Source organism: Flectobacillus major DSM 103, from assembly GCF_000427405.1.
GTDB classification, from domain to species: Bacteria; Bacteroidota; Bacteroidia; order Cytophagales; family Spirosomataceae; genus Flectobacillus; species Flectobacillus major.
This window is the reverse complement of sequence record NZ_KE386491.1, coordinates 2,092,428-2,116,499: the sequence shown is the minus strand read 5'-3', so window position 1 is coordinate 2,116,499 and position 24,072 is coordinate 2,092,428. Positions and strand designations below refer to the sequence as shown.

Here is a 24,072-nt window from a genome sequence, read left to right as displayed (position 1 = left end):
CCGAATTACATGTTTCAATCCTTATTCTAATGGAAGTTACTCTGGAAGTATTGTGTAATCAACAAACCTTCCATTTGGTTTTTCGTTTCAATCCTTATTCTAATGGAAGTTACTCTGGAAGTTTACTTTCTTCGTTTTGTGCCATTGTATTTTTGATTGTTTCAATCCTTATTCTAATGGAAGTTACTCTGGAAGTATTAGTTCGCCTTGGTCGTTGTAGGTGTTGACTATGTTTCAATCCTTATTCTAATGGAAGTTACTCTGGAAGCAATTAGGCCGATTTCTAGTAGGGAATCATTCCCTATGTTTCAATCCTTATTCTAATGGAAGTTACTCTGGAAGGCCATTTGATAGGCTTACAATCAGGATTCTGGTTTTCGTTTCAATCCTTATTCTAATGGAAGTTACTCTGGAAGAGGAAAAAATGAATTTACAGATATTGGTAATGGATACTATGTTTCAATCCTTATTCTAATGGAAGTTACTCTGGAAGAAAGGATGTCAATTGTATTTGCGTATTTTGATGAGTGTTTCAATCCTTATTCTAATGGAAGTTACTCTGGAAGATCCTGCTTCAAAAAGTGGCTGGTGGTGACTATTCGGTTTCAATCCTTATTCTAATGGAAGTTACTCTGGAAGAGAAAATGAGGAAACAATCATTTTCAAAGGTGTTCGGTTTCAATCCTTATTCTAATGGAAGTTACTCTGGAAGAAAGAAAGAATTGCTTGGCATCAATGAGGTCAACATGTTTCAATCCTTATTCTAATGGAAGTTACTCTGGAAGCGACACGCCAGAAGTTATCAGCGTAACTGACGGTATGTTTCAATCCTTATTCTAATGGAAGTTACTCTGGAAGCCTTTAGGTCCAAACTTGAGGTGATGGCTTGGTTTGGGTTTCAATCCTTATTCTAATGGAAGTTACTCTGGAAGAATTGTTGTCAAAGAAACTGAACCTATAGTTGAAGAAAGTTTCAATCCTTATTCTAATGGAAGTTACTCTGGAAGAGTGTTTGCTCTGTTAGAGAATCACCTATTGATAAGTTTCAATCCTTATTCTAATGGAAGTTACTCTGGAAGTGTAAAGTCTAAACCTGTACTTCCTTTTAGTCCTAAGTTTCAATCCTTATTCTAATGGAAGTTACTCTGGAAGCTGCATATACTTTTTAATCAATTTTTAATTTTAAACATGTTTCAATCCTTATTCTAATGGAAGTTACTCTGGAAGTACATTACCAAATACATTGCAAAGCCACAAGAGGAGTAGTTTCAATCCTTATTCTAATGGAAGTTACTCTGGAAGATCCTGCATATTTAAGCCACTCTGCACCTTTAATTGGTTTCAATCCTTATTCTAATGGAAGTTACTCTGGAAGAGCAGAAAGTCTTCGCTTTTCATTCCAAGTGTCTCAAGTTTCAATCCTTATTCTAATGGAAGTTACTCTGGAAGGAACTTGTAAGGAAAAGAGCAACCGATTTGCTCAAAAGTTTCAATCCTTATTCTAATGGAAGTTACTCTGGAAGTCCACAAGATGACATATACAAAGGTCCTGAAATATAGTTTCAATCCTTATTCTAATGGAAGTTACTCTGGAAGTGCGTCTAGCTCTTTGGTGTCGCGGAAAAGGTCTTTGTTTCAATCCTTATTCTAATGGAAGTTACTCTGGAAGACGACCGTACAAACCTCCCTTTTTGAGTAAGCCCACTGAGTTTCAATCCTTATTCTAATGGAAGTTACTCTGGAAGAGACAGAAACGGCATATTGTTCGTTTTCGAAAACCGGTTTCAATCCTTATTCTAATGGAAGTTACTCTGGAAGTGCCTCAGCACTTCCTGCTTTGGCTTGTTGAATGAGTTTCAATCCTTATTCTAATGGAAGTTACTCTGGAAGACTTCTATGAATCATATATGTACAAACAGTATATAAAGTTTCAATCCTTATTCTAATGGAAGTTACTCTGGAAGGCTAGTGGTTATGAAACATACAATACATCAATAGTATGTTTCAATCCTTATTCTAATGGAAGTTACTCTGGAAGATTGGCGAAATAGCTGCAAGTGCATTCGGGTGGCTTGTTTCAATCCTTATTCTAATGGAAGTTACTCTGGAAGTTTAATTTTTCAAAAAAAATATTTAATGAGATTAAGAGTTTCAATCCTTATTCTAATGGAAGTTACTCTGGAAGAATTTGTAGACTTTGTCGGTAGTGGGGTTAAGTACCTGTTTCAATCCTTATTCTAATGGAAGTTACTCTGGAAGAGCTAACCGCCCGCAAAAGAATACTATCGTCCGAGCGTTTCAATCCTTATTCTAATGGAAGTTACTCTGGAAGTGGCCAAACTTTATCATTGTCCATGAAGATGGCATAGTCAGTTTCAATCCTTATTCTAATGGAAGTTACTCTGGAAGTTGCGACACCCCTCTGGGAAGCCCTAGAACATTATGGAGTTTCAATCCTTATTCTAATGGAAGTTACTCTGGAAGTTTTTGAACAATAATAGGATAGCGAGGGAGTTCGCCGTTTCAATCCTTATTCTAATGGAAGTTACTCTGGAAGTTTTGTTGATAGCATTACACGAGTACCGATATTCAAGAAGTTTCAATCCTTATTCTAATGGAAGTTACTCTGGAAGAATAATATTACAGGAGATGAAACTATGTCATGCGTAGGTTTCAATCCTTATTCTAATGGAAGTTACTCTGGAAGCCGACATTGAAAAATCTACAGGCAGTACCACCGAAGAAGGTTTCAATCCTTATTCTAATGGAAGTTACTCTGGAAGAGGAACAAAAGTAAACATTACATTTGAGTAACAATTGGTTTCAATCCTTATTCTAATGGAAGTTACTCTGGAAGACCAGCCGGTAACAAAACCCAAAAAATCACCATTCAAGTTTCAATCCTTATTCTAATGGAAGTTACTCTGGAAGTGGCAAGAAAAACAGTTGGGAAACGGCCCCGTGGAAGTTTCAATCCTTATTCTAATGGAAGTTACTCTGGAAGAAGAACAGCCTCAATTTTGGGGCTGTTTTTTTGCTAGTTTCAATCCTTATTCTAATGGAAGTTACTCTGGAAGAAATCCTGAAAATCCTTTTTTTAATTTCAGCACTGTAGTTTCAATCCTTATTCTAATGGAAGTTACTCTGGAAGTGATTGGAGGTGGAGACGATTCTTATAGAAAAAGATATAGTTTCAATCCTTATTCTAATGGAAGTTACTCTGGAAGACATTTGGCGGGCAGATGGGAATAAGGTTGAAACCTTGCGTTTCAATCCTTATTCTAATGGAAGTTACTCTGGAAGCCAAGCGTAGCGGTACAAATGCCCTGTCGGTGGCAAGTTTCAATCCTTATTCTAATGGAAGTTACTCTGGAAGTCCATTCTTGCAGCCATTTCATTAGGATGATATTCGTTTCAATCCTTATTCTAATGGAAGTTACTCTGGAAGTGTATTGAAACCTGATATAATATATGGAATTACATAGTTTCAATCCTTATTCTAATGGAAGTTACTCTGGAAGATGAAGTATCGAGCATAGAAAAAAATGCTAATCGTACGTTTCAATCCTTATTCTAATGGAAGTTACTCTGGAAGCGGCTTGTTCGTCGGCGGTAAGTAGTGGGCCATCTATCGGTTTCAATCCTTATTCTAATGGAAGTTACTCTGGAAGAAAGTTTGGGGTTTGTCGCTCCAAGATGCTGTCTAGGAGGTTTCAATCCTTATTCTAATGGAAGTTACTCTGGAAGAAAATGAGGCCAAAATTAAGCGGAAAAGAGTAGTCGGTTTCAATCCTTATTCTAATGGAAGTTACTCTGGAAGTCTATAAAAATGCTGTCCTATTCACAGGAGTTGATACGTTTCAATCCTTATTCTAATGGAAGTTACTCTGGAAGACAGATGGTTGACATGCGGATACCAGCTAAGTTTTTGTTTCAATCCTTATTCTAATGGAAGTTACTCTGGAAGTGACATTGTTCGCTCTGACTCGATATAGGCTTTTGCAGTTTCAATCCTTATTCTAATGGAAGTTACTCTGGAAGTGTAAATTCTTTACCTTCACAGTCGGGACAATTGCAACGTTTCAATCCTTATTCTAATGGAAGTTACTCTGGAAGTTGGCGACAACTCTGTCACAAGGATTGAGGATGAAGTAAGTTTCAATCCTTATTCTAATGGAAGTTACTCTGGAAGAAAAACAAAAGTGCTATACAAAATACAAAATTCTTCAGTTTCAATCCTTATTCTAATGGAAGTTACTCTGGAAGTGTATTTGGGGGATTTTCTTGAAATTATCACTTTGTAGTTTCAATCCTTATTCTAATGGAAGTTACTCTGGAAGTAGAACAAAACATACTCCCCGATAAGGACGGGAAGTTGTTTCAATCCTTATTCTAATGGAAGTTACTCTGGAAGCCGCAACTCCACGGCGGGCGCTCGTATCCAAACCGTACGTTTCAATCCTTATTCTAATGGAAGTTACTCTGGAAGATTACAGGGGGAAACCCTTATGTTAATCTTCCTTCGAATGTTTCAATCCTTATTCTAATGGAAGTTACTCTGGAAGTCATCAAATTTTGGCTTGGTTATATTATACATTACAAGTTTCAATCCTTATTCTAATGGAAGTTACTCTGGAAGTACAACGGTTTTACGCCAAAAGACGACGTAGCTACCTGTTTCAATCCTTATTCTAATGGAAGTTACTCTGGAAGTTGTACACTACTTCGGCTATGCGTTGTAGCTCTTTGGTTTCAATCCTTATTCTAATGGAAGTTACTCTGGAAGTAGATATGACTACTTACCCGTTTGAGCAATTCATTATGTTTCAATCCTTATTCTAATGGAAGTTACTCTGGAAGTAATTTGAGCGTGTCTACTCCGCTTGGTACGTCCGCAAGTTTCAATCCTTATTCTAATGGAAGTTACTCTGGAAGGGCAAGCTCTCGAATTGCTCTAAGCATTTCGGGCCAGTTTCAATCCTTATTCTAATGGAAGTTACTCTGGAAGTCTAACATTTGAATAATCACCTCAACTGGCGTTGGAGTTTCAATCCTTATTCTAATGGAAGTTACTCTGGAAGCTACTTGTTGGGCAGTTTGTGGCATTTGAAAAGCATGTTTCAATCCTTATTCTAATGGAAGTTACTCTGGAAGTTATTCAGTCGCCATTCTTTGTACTGAAGACGAGATGGTTTCAATCCTTATTCTAATGGAAGTTACTCTGGAAGTTTCTCGTGAGTATGTAATCACAAAAGACAGCAACAAGTTTCAATCCTTATTCTAATGGAAGTTACTCTGGAAGACTACAACCCTGGGCGAGGCGTCCATCGTTCATCTTATGTTTCAATCCTTATTCTAATGGAAGTTACTCTGGAAGAAAAACAAAAGCGCTATACAAAATACAAAATTCTTCAGTTTCAATCCTTATTCTAATGGAAGTTACTCTGGAAGTATGAGGCTCCGGCGGGAATCGAACCCGAGCCACCAAATGTTTCAATCCTTATTCTAATGGAAGTTACTCTGGAAGATAGAAACCGTCCGCCGCCAATGCCGACACTCTGACAGTTTCAATCCTTATTCTAATGGAAGTTACTCTGGAAGAAGAAAATTGTTCGCTTAATAGGTTGAGGCTCGGTCAGTTTCAATCCTTATTCTAATGGAAGTTACTCTGGAAGTATTGTCAAAGCCAGACTATATTTATGGTATTTCATTGTTTCAATCCTTATTCTAATGGAAGTTACTCTGGAAGATTGTGCTACAATTAATTCCGTATTGGTCTTTCTGAGTTTCAATCCTTATTCTAATGGAAGTTACTCTGGAAGATATCGCACTCAAAAAACCTATTTGAGCGCTTCACTTGTTTCAATCCTTATTCTAATGGAAGTTACTCTGGAAGAAAATCGTGCCGAGGGGGTGATTGAGTTTGTAGACGGTTTCAATCCTTATTCTAATGGAAGTTACTCTGGAAGTTGTCTCATTAGAATCGTTAGTGGGGTTTTTGAAAGCGGTTTCAATCCTTATTCTAATGGAAGTTACTCTGGAAGCCCAAAAACCGCCAACCTTCGAGCAAGGCGGCTACATCGTTTCAATCCTTATTCTAATGGAAGTTACTCTGGAAGAGTAGAACCTGAAACAGAAATAGAAGAATAAGTTTGGGTTTCAATCCTTATTCTAATGGAAGTTACTCTGGAAGAAACGCTTTTTGAATTTCCTAGACACCGAAAAACTAGGTTTCAATCCTTATTCTAATGGAAGTTACTCTGGAAGACTTACATTTGTCGCTTAAATACACTATCCTACGCTTAGTTTCAATCCTTATTCTAATGGAAGTTACTCTGGAAGTGCATATTAATTGACCGTTTGAAATGAATTACTTACGTTTCAATCCTTATTCTAATGGAAGTTACTCTGGAAGTATTTACTGGCAAAATGTACGACGGCAAAACAGCAATGTTTCAATCCTTATTCTAATGGAAGTTACTCTGGAAGAGGCACGTATTACGCCAAAGCCATAGAAATAGCGGAGTTTCAATCCTTATTCTAATGGAAGTTACTCTGGAAGCAGCTACTTGAAGCCACTACAAAAGGGCAAAATGTAGTTTCAATCCTTATTCTAATGGAAGTTACTCTGGAAGAGAAACAGGAGAAATCCTAGACGCATGGTTTTTTTAGTTTCAATCCTTATTCTAATGGAAGTTACTCTGGAAGATAGCCACTACAGCCACCCCCGCCATAACTACCAGTACTCGTTTCAATCCTTATTCTAATGGAAGTTACTCTGGAAGATGAGAATGAAAAATATCATTGAGTTTGGAGTGCATGAGTTTCAATCCTTATTCTAATGGAAGTTACTCTGGAAGATTTAGATTATTTGATACACAAGAAAAGTATTTTATGTTTCAATCCTTATTCTAATGGAAGTTACTCTGGAAGTTCTCGTGCGGCTGCTAAAAAATATTAATAACATTTCGTTTCAATCCTTATTCTAATGGAAGTTACTCTGGAAGGCTTTCTTGCTCCTACCTTCAGAAGGTTAGTGGAGCGTTTCAATCCTTATTCTAATGGAAGTTACTCTGGAAGTTTCGCGGTGACTATACACGGAGATGGGTATTCGCCGTTTCAATCCTTATTCTAATGGAAGTTACTCTGGAAGGAGACTGTTTGATTTTTGTTTGATTTGCCTCGGATTGTTTCAATCCTTATTCTAATGGAAGTTACTCTGGAAGTACGATTGGGTTTACGAAAACGCTGCTTAATTAATCGTTTCAATCCTTATTCTAATGGAAGTTACTCTGGAAGATTAACCTTGTATATGTCTCTGAGGCATCTACAATGTGTTTCAATCCTTATTCTAATGGAAGTTACTCTGGAAGCTGATGTAGAGAAAATATTATCAATCCAAACGCTCTATGTTTCAATCCTTATTCTAATGGAAGTTACTCTGGAAGAAGAACACCCGGAAGCCAAATAAATGACGTTGTATTGTTTCAATCCTTATTCTAATGGAAGTTACTCTGGAAGTTGATAGATTCAAATAGGCGGATAAGATTGTGGTACAGTTTCAATCCTTATTCTAATGGAAGTTACTCTGGAAGATAGCTGCCGCCGTCGTTGGCAATGCCACCCGTGGCGTTTCAATCCTTATTCTAATGGAAGTTACTCTGGAAGACTATCCAAAGTCCAGCTAGACGGACGAAACCAAAAACGTTTCAATCCTTATTCTAATGGAAGTTACTCTGGAAGGTGAGATTATCCTATGTACGGGCGGTAGCGATGCCCGTTTCAATCCTTATTCTAATGGAAGTTACTCTGGAAGACTAATTGAAAACGCCCTTCCTTACCGTTTTTGGGAGTTTCAATCCTTATTCTAATGGAAGTTACTCTGGAAGATCAAAACATAACAATACAATAATACAAAAATATCAGTTTCAATCCTTATTCTAATGGAAGTTACTCTGGAAGATTCGGTTGAACCTTCTACAATTGGTTCTTTGTGGAGTTTCAATCCTTATTCTAATGGAAGTTACTCTGGAAGAAAAAGCCTTCGTATTGAATTTTTTGTATTAGAATAATCGTTTCAATCCTTATTCTAATGGAAGTTACTCTGGAAGATTTGGTAGCCAACGCTAACCCTTATGTATTACTGGGTTTCAATCCTTATTCTAATGGAAGTTACTCTGGAAGTAAATATAATTCATCTGTTCGCGTAGGGTGGTGGATGTTTCAATCCTTATTCTAATGGAAGTTACTCTGGAAGTTCGGGGGTGTTAGGTGATAGCAACGCCCCTGCGACAGGTTTCAATCCTTATTCTAATGGAAGTTACTCTGGAAGATTACAATGGGGTTGAATTGATTCCAGTTAAGGGCGTTTGTTTCAATCCTTATTCTAATGGAAGTTACTCTGGAAGGTGTTAAGAATCCCGAAACTTGAAGCGTTTCGAGGGTAGTTTCAATCCTTATTCTAATGGAAGTTACTCTGGAAGGAGACGGTAATTAATTGCCGAATTTGTAACCAAGATGTTTCAATCCTTATTCTAATGGAAGTTACTCTGGAAGACAGCGTCGAAAATGTTCAACATCCCTATTGAACAGAGTTTCAATCCTTATTCTAATGGAAGTTACTCTGGAAGCATATCCCGAAAAGACTCAATAGAGTTAAGCCGATTAAGTTTCAATCCTTATTCTAATGGAAGTTACTCTGGAAGCGTCTACTGTTGAAAATAGAGACGAAATAGTTTTTGGTTTCAATCCTTATTCTAATGGAAGTTACTCTGGAAGTACTTTGTCAGGGGCGATAATAAGCACCTTGAAAAAGTTTCAATCCTTATTCTAATGGAAGTTACTCTGGAAGCTGAGCTGGTAGCCGTAGTTTTGATTGATTGGCAACACTGTTTCAATCCTTATTCTAATGGAAGTTACTCTGGAAGTTTTCCGCTTAAATGGTCAGAACTTACGCTTGAATAAGTTTCAATCCTTATTCTAATGGAAGTTACTCTGGAAGTATATACGTAATAATTATGTAATTGTAATTTACAAAAGTTTCAATCCTTATTCTAATGGAAGTTACTCTGGAAGCCTGTTTCATTTTCACCCCCGTTTTCAACAACGAGAGTTTCAATCCTTATTCTAATGGAAGTTACTCTGGAAGGTGGTACGAACTTACCCTAGAAGATTTGCGAAGAGTCGTTTCAATCCTTATTCTAATGGAAGTTACTCTGGAAGACCAGATGTTACTGCAAATCTAATATCATTGTGAATATTGTTTCAATCCTTATTCTAATGGAAGTTACTCTGGAAGCTGATCATTATCCACCTCATTGGGCTGAAATATTGTATTTGTTTCAATCCTTATTCTAATGGAAGTTACTCTGGAAGGGGTATCCGAGTGTTGCGGAATGGTTCGTAAAATGCTGTTTCAATCCTTATTCTAATGGAAGTTACTCTGGAAGACCCCCGTAGCACTGTCACGCAGCGCAAAATTAGTCGTGTTTCAATCCTTATTCTAATGGAAGTTACTCTGGAAGTCGTCAGAATGGCTAATTCCTTGTAACATAAATACTTGTATGTTATTTTTTATTTCCCTTTTATGTTCTAAACAGTAGGTCAATGGACGTTTTTTAGTTTGTTTTTTGAAATTTTCCGTAAACATAACTAGTTGATTTTTAATATTTTAATGCTTTGTTTTTTGCTTTTGAAAATAAATTGCTACTCGGAAATTGATTACTTCGTGCAAATATTTCTATAAGTGCAAGTTACGCATCGCATTTTAGATTTGGTAGCTTTTGGGTAATAATTATTCTCTATAATCTGATAAATTTCTCGACTTGCTTCTTTAACTAAATGTTTGTCGCTGTCTTTTATTTCTACTTCTACCAATTTATTACTGCTGCGTGTATATACCAAATAACCTTTGTTGACTTTGCAGTGAAAATTCTCTTCTATCAACCAAGCATAACAATACAATTGGGTTTTGTAAGTCTCAAAAACTTTGTCGTCATAAGCCGCAAATTTATAGTCTAGGGGTGTCATTGTGCCGTCTTCTAATTTGAGTACTTCGTCGATACGTCCTCTTAATAACTCGTTGGTTAAATACTGGTCGTTGTATCGTTCTACTGCCCCTATACGTCTGCGTAGGTATTCTTTGTTTTGCTCTAATTTTTGGTTATGAATTTCTCGGCCTTTTTGTACTTTATAATGCCTATCCTCATATTGGGGAATTGAGATAACATACTCAAAATAAGTAAATCTTGGGCAATACAAAAATTCTATGATATGCGATGGTGTAAGTGTCATTGTATGAATGATGAGTTATAGTGCTATTGCGGATTTGGGATTTATGATTTCGGAAATTGGATAATATCCGAAATTAGTATTGTACCAAGAATTTCATTAATCCTTAAAATCTTGTAGCGGCAACTCTTACAATTGCCACACTTGAAACGGCAATTGCAAGAATTGCCGCTACATTTCAATACTGATCATAAATTTGAAATTTTTATAATTCTTAAAGAAAAAGTGCCATTATTTCATCTGAAACTAATTTCTTATCAAAGGCTTGCCCCAATAAAACGGTTTCTTGTAATTCGTTTTTTGACATCGGGAAAATATAAACGGAATCGGTTGCTTCATCAATCAAATCTTCGATTTGTAATTGAAGGCTGTCTTTCATATTGCGGTCTATTGTACCCAGAAATACAGAAAATTGAACTCTGAATAAGCCAGATTGCTTACAGATTTTGGCAACTTTGGTACGTGCCTTGTCGTTTTTTATATCATACAATACCCATGCAATCATTTTCTATGCTTTTTTGAATGAATGCCTTTTTATAAATACAGCGTTTCGCTGGTGTCTTTGGTTTTTTCAATCAATTGATTAGCATAAGAATGAGCCTCTTGCTGAATGATATTTGCCCTTGTCTGATTGCGGTTTTTGTAACGAATGCTGTCTTCTTCCAAGTAGTCGTTCAATGCCTTAATTAACAACTCTTTGCCTTCTTTATTCAGCGTAACACCGTTCGTTATTTCGTCGATATGAGCTTTATTGACTTTTTTTGCCGTAAACAATCTAAAAACAGGTACTTCTACAAATATTCGGAATGGCTCTATAAAATCAAAAACCATGGATTTCTGGTTATAATCGTCTCGGTGCAAATATCCTACGTAAGGGTCTAAGCCTGCTAAAATTAAGGCTTTTTCTATTCTCGTATAAAGAATACCGTAAGCATAATTCAGAAAAGCATTAAATGAATCTTTGGCTGGTCTGCTACTTCTTCCGTTAAATTGATAAGATGAAGGCAATACATAATTGATGGTTTCAAAATACAAGCGTCCTGCTGTGCCTTCTAATCCTCGGATGGTTTCGGCAAAATCTTGTACAGTATTGCCTTCCAATTTACCAACTGAAATAACGAGGTTTTGGATTCGCTCAATTTTATCGTCCAGATATTCCGCCATTTGTGGACGATGTTTTTTCAAGTCTTTGATAAACTCTAACTGATGCGTCATTTTCTCCGAAATCCAATTTTTGGTAGCCTTTACACCTTCTTCGTTGATACTGGCTTGCAGTTGTTGTTTACGGATTTTGGTCGTACTTCCCAGTTTTGAATGCCAAACTCTTCCCAAGGGATAACCGTCTGATCGTGCAAAAATAATATCAATATTATTGAACAACGCCAATCGAACCGCCTCGGTACTCAAAGAAGCCGAAGTAGCCAGCACAAACGAACTAACTTTGTGGGCAGCCAAAGGTATTTTCTTTGACTCTCCATCTTTTACAGGAATCTTCACCTCAAACATATCATCCTTGATATGTAGATATGTTCCAAAAGTATTCAGATATACTTGCATAGTTTATGATTAAATAGATGGTATCGGATAATGAATATCTTCATAAGCTTTTACGAAAGATAAAGCCAGCTTTAACTGTTCATCCTCTGGACTATCTGGAGTTGTGGATTGGTCAAACTGTTTATCAATCCAAGCCAGCATCAACTCATATTCTTCTTCGGTTTCAATCGTTTGAATAGTCATAGTTGTTATTTCTGTTTTGATAAAATCACCTATTTATATAGCCTCCAACGTTCCAAAACCTCGTGCAACGGATTTCCCAATCCCCACAAACGAAGGCAATACAGCATTACTCACAAAATCAGCTTGAAAGGCAATCATTGATTTATCTTTAAACTTGGTTTCTTTTTCATACACATTTTGTAACATGCCCATTACCTGACCATTTACCCAATAATTCATCGCTTTGAAATAGCTCAGAATATTATTTTGGAGTAAAGTATTCAACTGTTTTTGCTGTTCGGAAGCAGAATTATGAAGGTATTTTTGATGGTTTTCTTGGTTCAACGCCATCCAAAGTGTTTGGAAACGATAGGAGTGGAGTTCGTTTGACAACCCAATTTCAAGCGTTTTTGATTCGATATTTTTTTGGTTGATATGGTAGGTTTTATCCTCAATTTGGAGGGTTTTGATTTTCAAAAAAAGATTAATCAACAAATCTGCTCCTTCGTTTAGCCCAACCAAGGTAGGAATTCTATTAATAACTTTATACTGCACCAAAGGATAACGGTACGCCGACTCGCCCGACTCCAAATGGTTATGCAACAAAGGCGAATATTCTTGAAAAATATTCCCAAAATAGCCCCGTAACTTATGAGCATCACGAGTAGCCAACTGTATTTCAGGAAAACGAATGATGGTTTGATGGATGGTTTGCATGGTAAAGGGTTAGAAAAATCTTGAATGGGTTTTGTCTTCGTTAGTTCTGATAAAACCTGTGGTTAAATCATAAAAGGCTTCCAACTCATCAATTGGAATAATATAAATACCTTCACAAAGTAAATAACGGTTCGATTGTTTTAAATCTTCTTTCACCTTTGGCAGATGACTTGGAACAGAAATGATATGTTGGTGAAAACCTTTTTTATAACATGAAAAATCTTCTTGGGAGAGTTCCTTATGAATCATTTTGACAAACTTATCTTTATATTCAGTTGCTTTTTCATCAATTTCTATAAAAACAGATATAGGTGGAAACTTTTCTTCAATCACTTGAAATGATGAAACAGCTATGTCATTTTTAGGGTCTTCCGAATCGTATTTTAATGCTTTCATGGCTTTATAAATTTCTCGTGATTTAAAGAAAGATGTGTTTCCATTGCCTGCAACATTTGAGAAATAAGATTCTATCACTTCTAAATAATTATCTTCAAGAATTTGTGGGTTATTGTTCAATAAAAGCCTTGCTTGGTGCTGAGTAACCTTATCATAAATCTTTTCACAATCACCAAAATCTATGATATACAAAGGCGAATATTGTTTAGCCAAATTATTGTTTCTATTGATTCTACCTGCAACTTGAATAATTGAATCCATTGGCCCTAAATCACGGAAACCCATGTCAAAATCTAAATCCACACCAGCTTCTACGCACTGGGTAGAAACTAAAATTGGTTTTAAATTAGCTTCTAAATCCGCTTTGATAGCGTCTATAATACTTTGTCGTCTGGCTGGAATAATATTAGTTGAAAGGTAATAAACGGGGTTTATGTCTTCGTTACATTCTTGAGCAATAAGCTTAAAAACATCCAATGAACGTTTTACTGTATTACAAACGATAATACATGATTTTTCCTCAGACCATTTTTCTAAAAAAATAGTATCAATAAATTGCTGTTCATTTTCTAATTTTTCATCAATCAACGATACAATTTTCGTCCTTTTAAAACACCGAAATACATTTTCATAATCAGGTAATAGTTCTATACTTTTAGCTTCTTCACCTTCATTATTCAATATCTCCTGATTGGCTAATTCATAAATTTTCGGTTTTGTCGCCGTCATTAATACAATTCGTGCATTGAGAAATTTAGACAGATAAAACAAGGCAGCACCAATAAGCGGTAATTGTCCCAAACGAATTGTTTGCACTTCGTCCAGAATAATAATTGAACCAGCAAAATGATTGAATTTCTTTAACAACTTATTTCTATTACCAATTAAGGTTTGAAGAAATTGGACAAATGTCGTAATCACCACATCGCATTGCCATGTGTCAAGCATCATCATTTTTTGATTATAATTACTTGATTCATCCTTAGACGTTTGTTCTAAAGCATCGGCATATTGGTAATGTGCTAATAGATTTACGTTTTCACCCAAAACCTCACTGTAAACCTTTAATGATTGTTCAATAATATTGATAAAAGGTAAAGCATAAATTATTTGAGCTTCTCTTTGTTCGGTTTCTCTAATTTTTTCTCTTAGTCGAATGGCAAAATCTAATGCCATCAGCGTTTTCCCTAAACCAGTTGGAGCAGTAAGGGTAAAAAGTTTATGTTCTTGCCAATCAGCTCTTTCCAAAAACTGATTTACTCGCAAACGCCCATAACTACGAAGTTCATTTTGAGAGAACAAACTAATGTCTTGTTTTTCAATTAATTTCTCAATGCTTAAAGGACGATACTTATCTACCAAGTGTTTTCCTATCAATTTTTTAGAGTATAAAGCGGTATCAGAAGCATCCAACTTATCCGCTTCTATCAAAAGAGAAAATAAGTAATTGATTAGGAAATAGTTTTGGATGTTGGGTTTTGTATCTGTAAGTTCTTTGGTTGCTCTATAAGTAGTTTTTCCTTCAGGTGTAGTTACGTATTGCTCAAGCTTCTCATCTCCAATTTCAGTTTTGATTATATCCCAAAATTCATTGAAAGTTACTTTTTGTTTGTTAAAATAGCCTTCATTGTTTTTAGCCTCTGATTTTTGCGAAAATTCATTTTTTGCTAAATTGTCTAAGTTAAGATGGTGATTAACTACGACATAGTACAAAAGTAAAGCAAGAATAGAATTTTGGTCTTTATACTTTTGAAATATCGTATAAGCTCCAAAGCGAGCATGAGCTTTTAAATAATTGTCAACACGCTCGTCGGTTAACAAGTACGTTTGAAAATATTTTGAATACTTGCCTAAGTCATGGTATCGACAAATATCACTTATTAAAAGTTTTAATTGTTGAGCATTGAGTTCTGGGAGAGAAATATTTGACTCGAAAGAATTCAAGGCGTTTTGAGAAACGCCTTGATTATGTTTTTGAATAGATTTTATGCCTTTGCGAGTACCATCTGGCAAGGTTTCACTATGAGAATAGAACATGTTAATCTAAAAATTGAATGGTTTGCTTGCCTTCAAGTACATAATATTTACCCGAGAACTTTATCTTCAATGGAAGCCCTGCCGTTGTGTAAAGCACTCTATTCATTTTAGATAATTCTCTGTTATAATTTGCTACAAAATCCGCTGGTAAAAGCTCTTCTTCGATGAAATTCATTAATTCACTATCTTTTTCAAAAATAATTTCATCAACTATATCAGAATTTACAGCAGAATCAACCTCAATCAAATCACCTGAACTAGATGTGTTTTCAATGATTTGTGAATTTTCAAACACTTTTACATTCCCTAAACTGGCGTTAAAATTTGCTGTTCCCATTGAAATATTATAAGTAAGCTGTTTTGAAATTAAAGCATTTTTTAATGTTTGAAATAATTCGTTTCCTTCATCAAAGTAACTTATGAAAATACGATATTTAACATCGTTTTCTTGTAGATTTAGCCCCGTCACTACTTCAAAAGGTGTTTGAATAGGGTTTCCCGCCATTCCTCTAAAGTCAGAGTCAAAAGATTTCCTAAAATCTCCTAAACTTTTTACAGATAGAAAATTTAGTCGATGAAAACTCTTTTTAATTGGCGTTTTGATAGCTATGCCAATTCTGATTTTATCTGATGAAAAATCTTCGTAATAGCTATCTCGTGGTTTTCCTAAAATTGCAGCCAATATTCCGATAATAGTTGTTCGAGGTGGTAAACTATAAGTCATCGCTGTATTATTGGCATAATACTTTCTAAAATGGGCAAACTTACCACTAATATCAAGTTGAATGATTTCCATAGTTTACCCTAAATTTTATCATCTGTGAGTTGATTTTTAAAGATTACTTCTTTGATAGCTTTGCCTTCTCCCTGATTTTCTCGGATAATTTTTAAGAGTTTGCTCAAATCAACATTTACATCTTCAACCTTACGAATGATTTCATCAGGTTTTGTAGAAACTAAATTGCGTAAATCTCCAAAATGACCATTAGAGAATCCTTCATTATAAACTATTTCTACATATAACTTTGCATACTGATTCAATTTAGAACGAGTAGGCATAGCCGAAATACTTTCCCAAATCATTTGACGGAAAAGCGTTCTATCAGCAATTGTTAATCCTGTGGACTTTGCCACGTGTTTATTGATAGTACCATTAAACGCCAACATTGAATAATGTACACGGTAATCTTTTCCAAATGTACTACTATCATCATTCATCGTAGTTACAATGGTATTTGATTCAACTAAATCCACTTTGTGTAAAGAGTAGCCCCAATTTAGTTGAATCGGGCCTGTATAAGCTTTAGAAAAACCACCAATAGCAAAGGCACTACCAAACATTCGGATGTCAATAAATTGTTGCTTGACTAACTGCTCTAGGATAAAACTGTTAAGTTCAAGGTTCTTTTTATCTTGAATAGCTTTGAAAATTGGGTCAGTAGCTTTTTTTTCACTGATGATTTTTACAAATACTTCTTTGTAGGGACTTTCTCCAAAAAAGCTATCTACTGAAGTTTCATCTGCTAATATTCTGTTGATTACAGCTTTCAGTTTAGAATCAGGACTTACTTTTGTGTCTCCTTCCATATCCACAAATATCTCATTTCCTGACGCTTTAAGATAGTCTCGAATACTACGCTTTACTCTTGTGTCTGTAACTAAATTTGTATTGGTATCATAGTCCATTCTGGGCTTATTTTCTTGGTCGGGGTCTCCATTTGGATTGCTAAGTGTAGCATCATAGATAAAAAGAAAGTCAGAGTTTTCTTGGATGATTGTATTATTTTCCATTTTTCGAGTGTATTGAATTATTTGTTATCTGATGATTTTACTATTCCAAATGAATATCCTGATAAAATGAAGAACACAGCTTCTTCTGGCTTCATATTCCAATTATTAAAGTCAAAGTAGCTGTTAAACTCTGAGTCTGCGAATATTACTTTTGAAACCTCTTTATATTGTTTTGCTTTTTCCATTAAGCTATTTCTCAAACGTAAAATTTGGGCTTTATCCATGCCGCTAAAATTTACTTTTTCTAATACATTTTTACTTTTATCTTTTTGGATATAAGCAACGGAACTGAGCATTCTGCCTAAATAAAACATCGCTTTTTGGTCTGTTTTATAACTCATTTGCTGGAAAAATGTATTGATTTTTTGTTGGTATTCATTTGTAGAATCTTCTGATAGTTCGGGTACAACGATTTCAATTTCTTCCATTGTATGTAAAAGGTTTAATTGTTTAAGAGCTTGAATTACAGCAAAGTATTTGAATACTGAATCTCGAATAGCAAAATCAAAGTGTTTGTCTTCATATTTTTTTACATTTTTAAATGCTTCATACCGCTTGTATCTATGGCATAAAATAAGGTCACAAAAATGTTTAAAGAGCTTATTCGAGTCTATTTTTCTATTCTCAAACATTAATTTGAAAAGAGAAAGTACTTCATTTTTCTTTTCCTTATCTTTTCTAATTGGAATTATCGAATAAATAGATGCCAAATTGAAATGGTGTTGCTTGCCGTAGTCTGTCATGACAGAAAGCCAATCCACTGAATCTTGCAAATCATTTTTAAAGAAATTATTAACTTCGTTAAAAGTATCAATGATTTTGTAGAAGTGGAATTTACTTACGTCCTTTATTTCATTGATAGTTTTGAAGAAATTTCCATCTGATTCAAAAGCCAAAAATGTTATCCAAAAGGGTGCATCAGTTTCGTATTCAGCACTTGTTACTAAAGTGTCAAAAGAGTTACTATCAAATAATAGCTCCGACTTCTGAAAAATACCTTTGGTTATGTATTGAATATCGACATTTTCTTTGTGGAGAAATTGAGGAATAATACAGTGATCAATACCTGCAATTCTGATTTTCTGGTTTTCTAAAAGGTATTTGGAGGCTCTACTTAATAACAATTGATTGTTATTAGAAACTTGATAGTTTAAGACAAAACTGTTTTTATCGAAAAATGAAGCATAATTTTTCGTTTCTTTTACGAACATTTTATTTAAGCTATATCTATCAGAAAAATTAACTTCGTCAACATCAGGACTTAGTGTGCCTGTAGCATAACATAGCTTTTTACTTACTTCAATTGATGTTTGTTTTTTGCCTTTTTCAAGAAATTTAGCTTTCATAAATTCCTCAAACCCCTCAATTTTAGAAATAGCAGTGGAAGTGTTTATACTATCTTCTGATGATAAAACACTTGTGTAAAAAAGAATGATTTTTGAGGATGGTGATTGTAGTACTGAAGACGTTAACAGCTTTTCATCTATTAATCGCTCTACTTGCCCTTTAGTTTCTTTCTCAATCGTAAATTTTTCAATGAAAATATTACTCAAAGAGAAGAGTTTAGGAAGAATTTTTCCAAGCAAAGTATCATTAAATTGAGGAAAATCTTTTGAAATAGCTTCTTGAAATTGCCCAGAAGAAGGGATATTTCCTTTTGAATCAATTGCACCAAAAAACGTTTTTCTAACTTGTTCTAACTTTCCAGATTCAACACAAGCATAAATAGCCTTATTATTTCCACCTTGAATTTTAATATTCTTGAATGCCAAACACGATTGCTCTTCATCGTATTCTTTCAAAGATGGGTTGAGATAAACATCAGATTTGTCTAAATCGAAAATCAATTCAGCAACATACAATTTGATATTTTTATCTTTTTCTTTCTGAATATTTGGATAATCAATAATATCATCCCATTCGCCACGGTTGTGGCTGAGTTGTGAGCCTAGTTTGATAAGGGTGTCGAGCATTGTATTAATAGGGCTTTATAAAGAATTAGTATGTCAATTTTCAGAAATTAATATGACTTTTTTTAGCGTATTTATACCTGTTTTAAAACCAAACTAAAAATTATTTTATCTAAGAACTCATATAATTAAGTATCTTAAAGTAATATTTTCAAATTTAACTGTAAATTTTCCAGAAAAAAGTGATAAAAATTATCTTTGACATATACTTATTATACGGTCAATAGTTACTCATGAATTAGGCTTTTCATAAGTAACTATTACTGATACCACAAAAGTAATCTTCATCCAGCTCAGGGCATAGAAAGTTACATTTGTGACATCCAGTACATGAAATGGGGCGATTGATAAGTAAGTCAGAATTTGACTTATAGTCATTTTTTGTGTAATTTGTCATGTTTTTGCATTTTTAATGTGAAAAATTATTGATAGCCCATTTCGTGCGTCCGGCCAAGAAGTTACGAGATGGGCCTTTTTACAATCCTTATTTTTTTGGAATGTTCTGAAAAAAGAACAAAAGAAAACGACGGTTTTTCAAACCTATTTTTATGGAAATTTAAAATAAAACTACGGTTAAAGTAAATTATTTCTACAAAGGTATATTTTTCTTTTTTACTCACAAATTATTGTGAGATTTTTTTCTATTTAGCTTTAGCATATTGATGTCTTGTCAATGGTTTTCTACCTATCTTATCTCTGTAATTTTCCTAATTTCCTTTGAATATCCCTTTTTTTGCTCGTTTTTACCGATTTTGAGTTTATCTTTAAGGATTACTTTTTCGTCAACTTATTCGATAAACCCAATATGACTACAAAAACACTCGGGTGTGTTGCAGCTTTGCTTTTGGCAAGTGTTGCTCATGATGTTTCTGCCCAAAAAGGTGGAGAGGAAATCAAAAATCTTAAAAATGTAAATCCGAATGCAATTAAGGCTTCGATGTCTTTCTTGGCCGATGATTTGATTGAGGGGCGACAGCCTGGTACTAAGGGCTTTTCGATTGCCTCAAAATATGTAGAATCGCAATTGATAGCTTTGGGGCTAAAGCCTGCTCTCGAAGGAAATACGTATTGGCAGAAAGTACCACTAAAAAAAGGGGTTGTCGATGAACAAGCCACTACTTTGAGTATTACAACCAATGGACAAGAAGAGGTTTTGGCGTTTGGCAAACACTTTATTGGTAGTCCATATATGCTTTCCGAAAATACTGGGGTCAATGCCGACTTGGTATTTGTAGGCTATGGTGTTTCGGCTCCTGAATTGGGCTACGATGATTATAAAGATATTGATGTGAAGGGCAAAGTTGTCGTGATTATTAATGCAGCACCTGAGGCTTTTGCGTCTAATCAAAGAGCTTATTTTACTACTAATACCGTAAAGTACAACGAGGCTATCAAGCGTGGTGCGGTTGGCTTGATAAGCTTTAATTTACCTAACGACAAGCGTTCGTCTTGGGATGCTACCGTAAGACGTACCAAGCAGGGTGCTTTTAAGTGGCTCGATGCCCAAGGAGTAGCCAACGATGCTTTTGGCGAGCTAAAAGCGGTAGTAACATTCAATACTGATTTTGCTGAAAAGCTATTTGCTAATTCGGGTAAAAAGTTTTTAGAGGTTATAGAGGCTGTAAAAGCGGGTAAATCACAGGCTTTTCCACTCAATATTAGTGCCAAGGCTCAAATCAAAACGAAGTATACTTTTGTGGAAGGCTCTAATTTGGTAGGACTTATTGAGGGGAGCGACCCAAAGCTCAAAAATGAATATGTCGTATATACGGCTCACCTCGACCATTTTGGTATAGGAGCTCCTGTAAAAGGCGATTCTATTTATAATGGGGCACACGACAATGCTTCGGGTGTTGCTATTTTGTTGGAAATTGCCCATACTTTTCAATCTTTGCCCAAAGCACCCAAACGCTCTATTATTTTTACTATTGTTACTGGCGAGGAATTTGGCCTATTGGGCTCCGACTATTTTGTGAGCAATATGCCTTTGAAAAATGGTAAAATTGTGGCTAATTTGGCAATAGATATGCCATTTTTCTTTCATCCTATATTGGATATTGTACCGTATGGTGCACAACACTCAAGCCTCAATAAACAGGTTTTGCAAGCTACTAAGGCTTTGAATTTGCAAGTTAGTCCCGACCCTTTCCCCGAACAAGTAGTGTTTATTCGTAGCGACCATTTTAGTTTTATCAAAAAAGGAATTCCTGCTTTGTTTATAAAAAGTGGTTTTATGACTGTTCCCGAAGATACTGTGGATAGAAGTAAGTCGGATGTAGCTTGGCGAAGCACGATTTATCATACTCCACAAGACGATATGAACCAGCCTTTCGACTTCAATGCTGCTGCTACTCATGTAAAAGTCAATTATCTGATTGGCTATTACGTTGGTAACGATTCTAATTTGCCTTCATGGAATCAGGGAGATTTTTTTGGAGGAAAATTCGGGAAATAAATACATAGGTTTTGGCCTATAAAATGGGGTAATTCTTTCTACTGTACACACAGCAATAGAAAGAATTACCCTTCTGATTTTTGGGGATTAACCAATGATTTCATGGAAAATAACGGTAATGTTTTTTTGCTCTAATATTTGCTTCGTAAAGTTCTTACTCTATCACATCTTCATCTTTTATATCATTTTTGAAAATACTATTTAAAATTAGTCTAAATAAATATTGACTCGTATGTATTCTTCTTATACCTTTGTTCTATTATTTATAACAAGTCTAAATAAAAATAGTCTAAAATTGCTTAGACATACCAAAATAGAATTTGCCAACATGTATTAAATCAACAACCATGAAATATAGAATCGGATTGGGGGTGCTATTCTGGCTAGGAATAGGGTTGAATGCTATTGCCCAACAAATAGAAATTAAAGGAAAGGTAACTGCATTGGGTGGCACGCCCGTAGAAGGGGCCTCGGTGGTATTGGTAGCTCAAAAAAAGGGTGCTTTGACCAACAAACAAGGAATATATCAATTAAAGGTGGCTAAATCTGGCTCTGAAATAATAAAAGTTAGTTATGTAGGTTTTGGTACTGTCGAAAAAAAGATAAGTCTTCAAGGCAATACAAACCTTGATTTTAAATTAGAACCAGCTATTCAAACGCTCAACGAGGTTGTTGTGACAGGACAATACGAACCTCAGTCGATCAAAAACTCGGTGTTTCAGGTAAGGGTAATCGACCGTGCTAGAATAGAACAACGGGCTGCTACCAATTTGTTAGGAATACTCAATAACGAATTAGGTTTTCGCTTTTCCAATGATATGGCCTTGGGTACTACCGATATTCAGTTGATGGGTATGGCAGGGCGAAATGTAAAAATTTTATTAGATGGTGTGCCGATGCTCGACCGAGGCGATACCCGTGAAAGTTTGAATCAAATTGATATTAATACGATTGAACGTATCGAAATTGTAGAAGGACCAATGTCTGTTAATTATGGAACTGACGCATTGGCTGGTGTGATTAATATTATTACAAAAAAGCCTAGCCACAACCAATGGTCGCTATTTGCCAAAGCTCAGGAAGAAACCGTTAGTAACGAATATAAGCTTTCTAAGAAGCAAGATGCTGTAAGGCAAGGTGCTCATAATCAGAGTATTGGTGGTATGTGGCAAAATGGTACGCTTAATGTATCGGCTGGCTTGAGTAGTAATAATTTTGGTGGCTGGCAAGGTAATTCTACTGGACGTAGTAAAGAATGGCTACCCAAAGAGCAGGTATTGGGACATGTAAAATTGGGCTTGACCAAAACAAAGGGGAGTATTTATTACCGAAATGATTTTTTACACGAAACAATCACCAGCTTTGGCAATGTCAATATCAATACGCAACAGGCTCGTGACCAAAAGTTTATAACCGACCGAATGATGCACCAATTGCAGGGCGAACTCCGTATTTCGGAAAGGCTCAGTATGAATGCTTTGGCAGCTTATACCGACTACCAACGCAAAACACAGACATCTATTTTGGATTTGAATACAGGAAAAAGAACTTTGTCGCTTGGACAGGGCGAACAAGATGTAGCTCGATTTGACAACAAAATGGTAAGAACCACCTTTCAATACCGATGGACAAAAGCTATTTCGTTACAGCCTGGTTTTGAGGTAAATATAGATAATGCTAGCGGGGCTAGAATTGCAGGTTCGCCCAAAATCAACGATTATGCCTTTTTTGTATCGTCGGTGATTTCACTTGATTCGAGTATTCAAATCAGGCCGGGCTTGCGGTTTATCCAAAACTCGGTATATGATGCTCCGCCAGTAATTCCGTCTATCAATACCAAAATGAAGCTGAACACCAATTGGGATTTACGTTTGGCCTATGCTCGCGGATTTCGATCGCCAGCTTTACGAGAACTATACTTTAATTTTTTTGATGCCAGTCATTCAATCAAAGGGAATCCTGATTTAAAAGCTGAAGAATCAGATAGTTTTAATGGTTCTATTACCTATTTTTCACCTAAACACACAACCGTTAATTGGAAGTCGGTACTTACGGGTTTTTATAACGATTTCCGTAATTTGATTAGCTATGGCACCGACCCTAGCGACCCTTCGGTATCCCGAACCATTAATATAGACCGTTTTAAAACACTGGGTACAACACTCGAAAATACTGCCGTATGGCAAAATCTACGAGCTACCGTTGGCTTTTCGTATATTGGTCGCTATAACCAACTGTTGAGCGACGAAGAGTATAAAACTCTAACAATGCCCAAATTTTTGTGGTCGCCCGAGGTAAATGCTAATATCATGTACACACTGCCACAAAGCAAAACTACCTTGGGTTTATTTTATAAATATACAGGCAAACGCCCTGCTTATCAGGCCGAAACCGATAGCAATGGTGCGTTAAAAGCTAGCTTGACCGAAGTGGCGGCTTATCATTGGGCTGATTTTACCCTTACCCAAAAATTACCTGCTGGTTTACAGGCTAGTGCAGGTATAAAAAACCTATTGAATGTAACTAGGCTCAATAATTCGGGTACTGCGGGTACAGCAGGGCATAGTACCAGTGGCCCATTGCCCATGAGTTACGGCCGCTCTTATTTTGTAGGGCTTACCTATAACCTTACCAGTAAAAATTAAAAATCTCTATGCTGTAGGGATTAGATTTATAACAACCATGCCTGTAAGAAGA

General features: G+C 35.6%; 11 protein-coding genes and 1 CRISPR repeat array (1 of these 12 cut by a window edge). Of the genes, 2 read left to right on the top strand and 9 right to left on the bottom strand.

The annotated features are described in order from the left end of the window. A CRISPR array of direct repeats spans positions 1 to 9,524; the repeat unit is 37 nt; unit sequence GTTTCAATCCTTATTCTAATGGAAGTTACTCTGGAAG; it reaches 22,112 nt to the left of the window's first position. Positions 9,525 to 9,720: 196 nt separating this feature from the next. From cas4 to FLEMA_RS0110745, 9 genes are all read right to left on the bottom strand, one after another. Beyond that, complete coding sequence (gene cas4, locus FLEMA_RS0110785) at positions 9,721 to 10,293, bottom strand: CRISPR-associated protein Cas4 (protein WP_026995487.1); 573 nt, start codon at positions 10,291 to 10,293, stop codon at positions 9,721 to 9,723. A gap of 211 nt (positions 10,294 to 10,504) precedes the next feature. Beyond that, positions 10,505 to 10,795: a CRISPR-associated endonuclease Cas2 gene (cas2, locus tag FLEMA_RS0110780; protein ID WP_026995486.1), complete on the bottom strand. Its 291-nt coding sequence runs from the start codon at positions 10,793 to 10,795 to the stop codon at positions 10,505 to 10,507. 29 nt (positions 10,796 to 10,824) lie between these two features. Beyond that, positions 10,825 to 11,847 carry a CRISPR-associated endonuclease Cas1 gene (cas1, locus tag FLEMA_RS0110775; RefSeq protein WP_026995485.1) on the bottom strand — a complete coding sequence of 341 codons (1,023 nt, stop codon included), beginning with the start codon at positions 11,845 to 11,847 and terminating at the stop codon, positions 10,825 to 10,827. Between the two features lie 9 nt (positions 11,848 to 11,856). After that, positions 11,857 to 12,030, bottom strand: coding sequence for a transcriptional regulator (locus FLEMA_RS76950; RefSeq protein WP_044174613.1), 174 nt, complete (start codon positions 12,028 to 12,030; stop codon positions 11,857 to 11,859). A 33-nt stretch (positions 12,031 to 12,063) separates the two neighbouring features. Beyond that, the gene (locus FLEMA_RS0110765) at positions 12,064 to 12,726 is read right to left on the bottom strand and encodes a CRISPR-associated endonuclease Cas6 (protein ID WP_026995484.1); all 663 of its coding nucleotides are present in this window, start codon (positions 12,724 to 12,726) and stop codon (positions 12,064 to 12,066) included. A gap of 9 nt (positions 12,727 to 12,735) precedes the next feature. Continuing rightward, a complete protein-coding gene (locus FLEMA_RS0110760) occupies positions 12,736 to 15,159 on the bottom strand; it encodes a CRISPR-associated helicase/endonuclease Cas3 (protein ID WP_026995483.1) in 2,424 nt (807 codons plus the stop codon). A gap of 1 nt (position 15,160) precedes the next feature. Next, entirely contained in the window at positions 15,161 to 15,955 is a 795-nt protein-coding gene (gene cas5 / locus FLEMA_RS76100; RefSeq protein ID WP_026995482.1) for a CRISPR-associated protein Cas5, read from the bottom strand. Positions 15,956 to 15,963: 8 nt separating this feature from the next. Continuing rightward, on the bottom strand, positions 15,964 to 16,950 hold the full coding sequence (locus FLEMA_RS0110750; protein WP_026995481.1) for a CRISPR-associated protein: 987 nt from the start codon (positions 16,948 to 16,950) through the stop codon (positions 15,964 to 15,966). Between the two features lie 17 nt (positions 16,951 to 16,967). Then, on the bottom strand, positions 16,968 to 18,923 hold the full coding sequence (locus tag FLEMA_RS0110745; RefSeq protein WP_026995480.1) for a TM1802 family CRISPR-associated protein: 1,956 nt from the start codon (positions 18,921 to 18,923) through the stop codon (positions 16,968 to 16,970). An 802-nt stretch (positions 18,924 to 19,725) separates the two neighbouring features. Here FLEMA_RS0110745 and FLEMA_RS0110740 point away from each other — a divergent pair. Continuing rightward, entirely contained in the window at positions 19,726 to 21,375 is a 1,650-nt protein-coding gene (locus FLEMA_RS0110740; RefSeq protein ID WP_026995479.1) for a M28 family metallopeptidase, read from the top strand. 347 nt (positions 21,376 to 21,722) lie between these two features. Further along, positions 21,723 to 24,020, top strand: coding sequence for a TonB-dependent receptor (locus FLEMA_RS0110735; protein ID WP_081681300.1), 2,298 nt, complete (start codon positions 21,723 to 21,725; stop codon positions 24,018 to 24,020). Positions 24,021 to 24,072 lie beyond the last annotated feature (52 nt).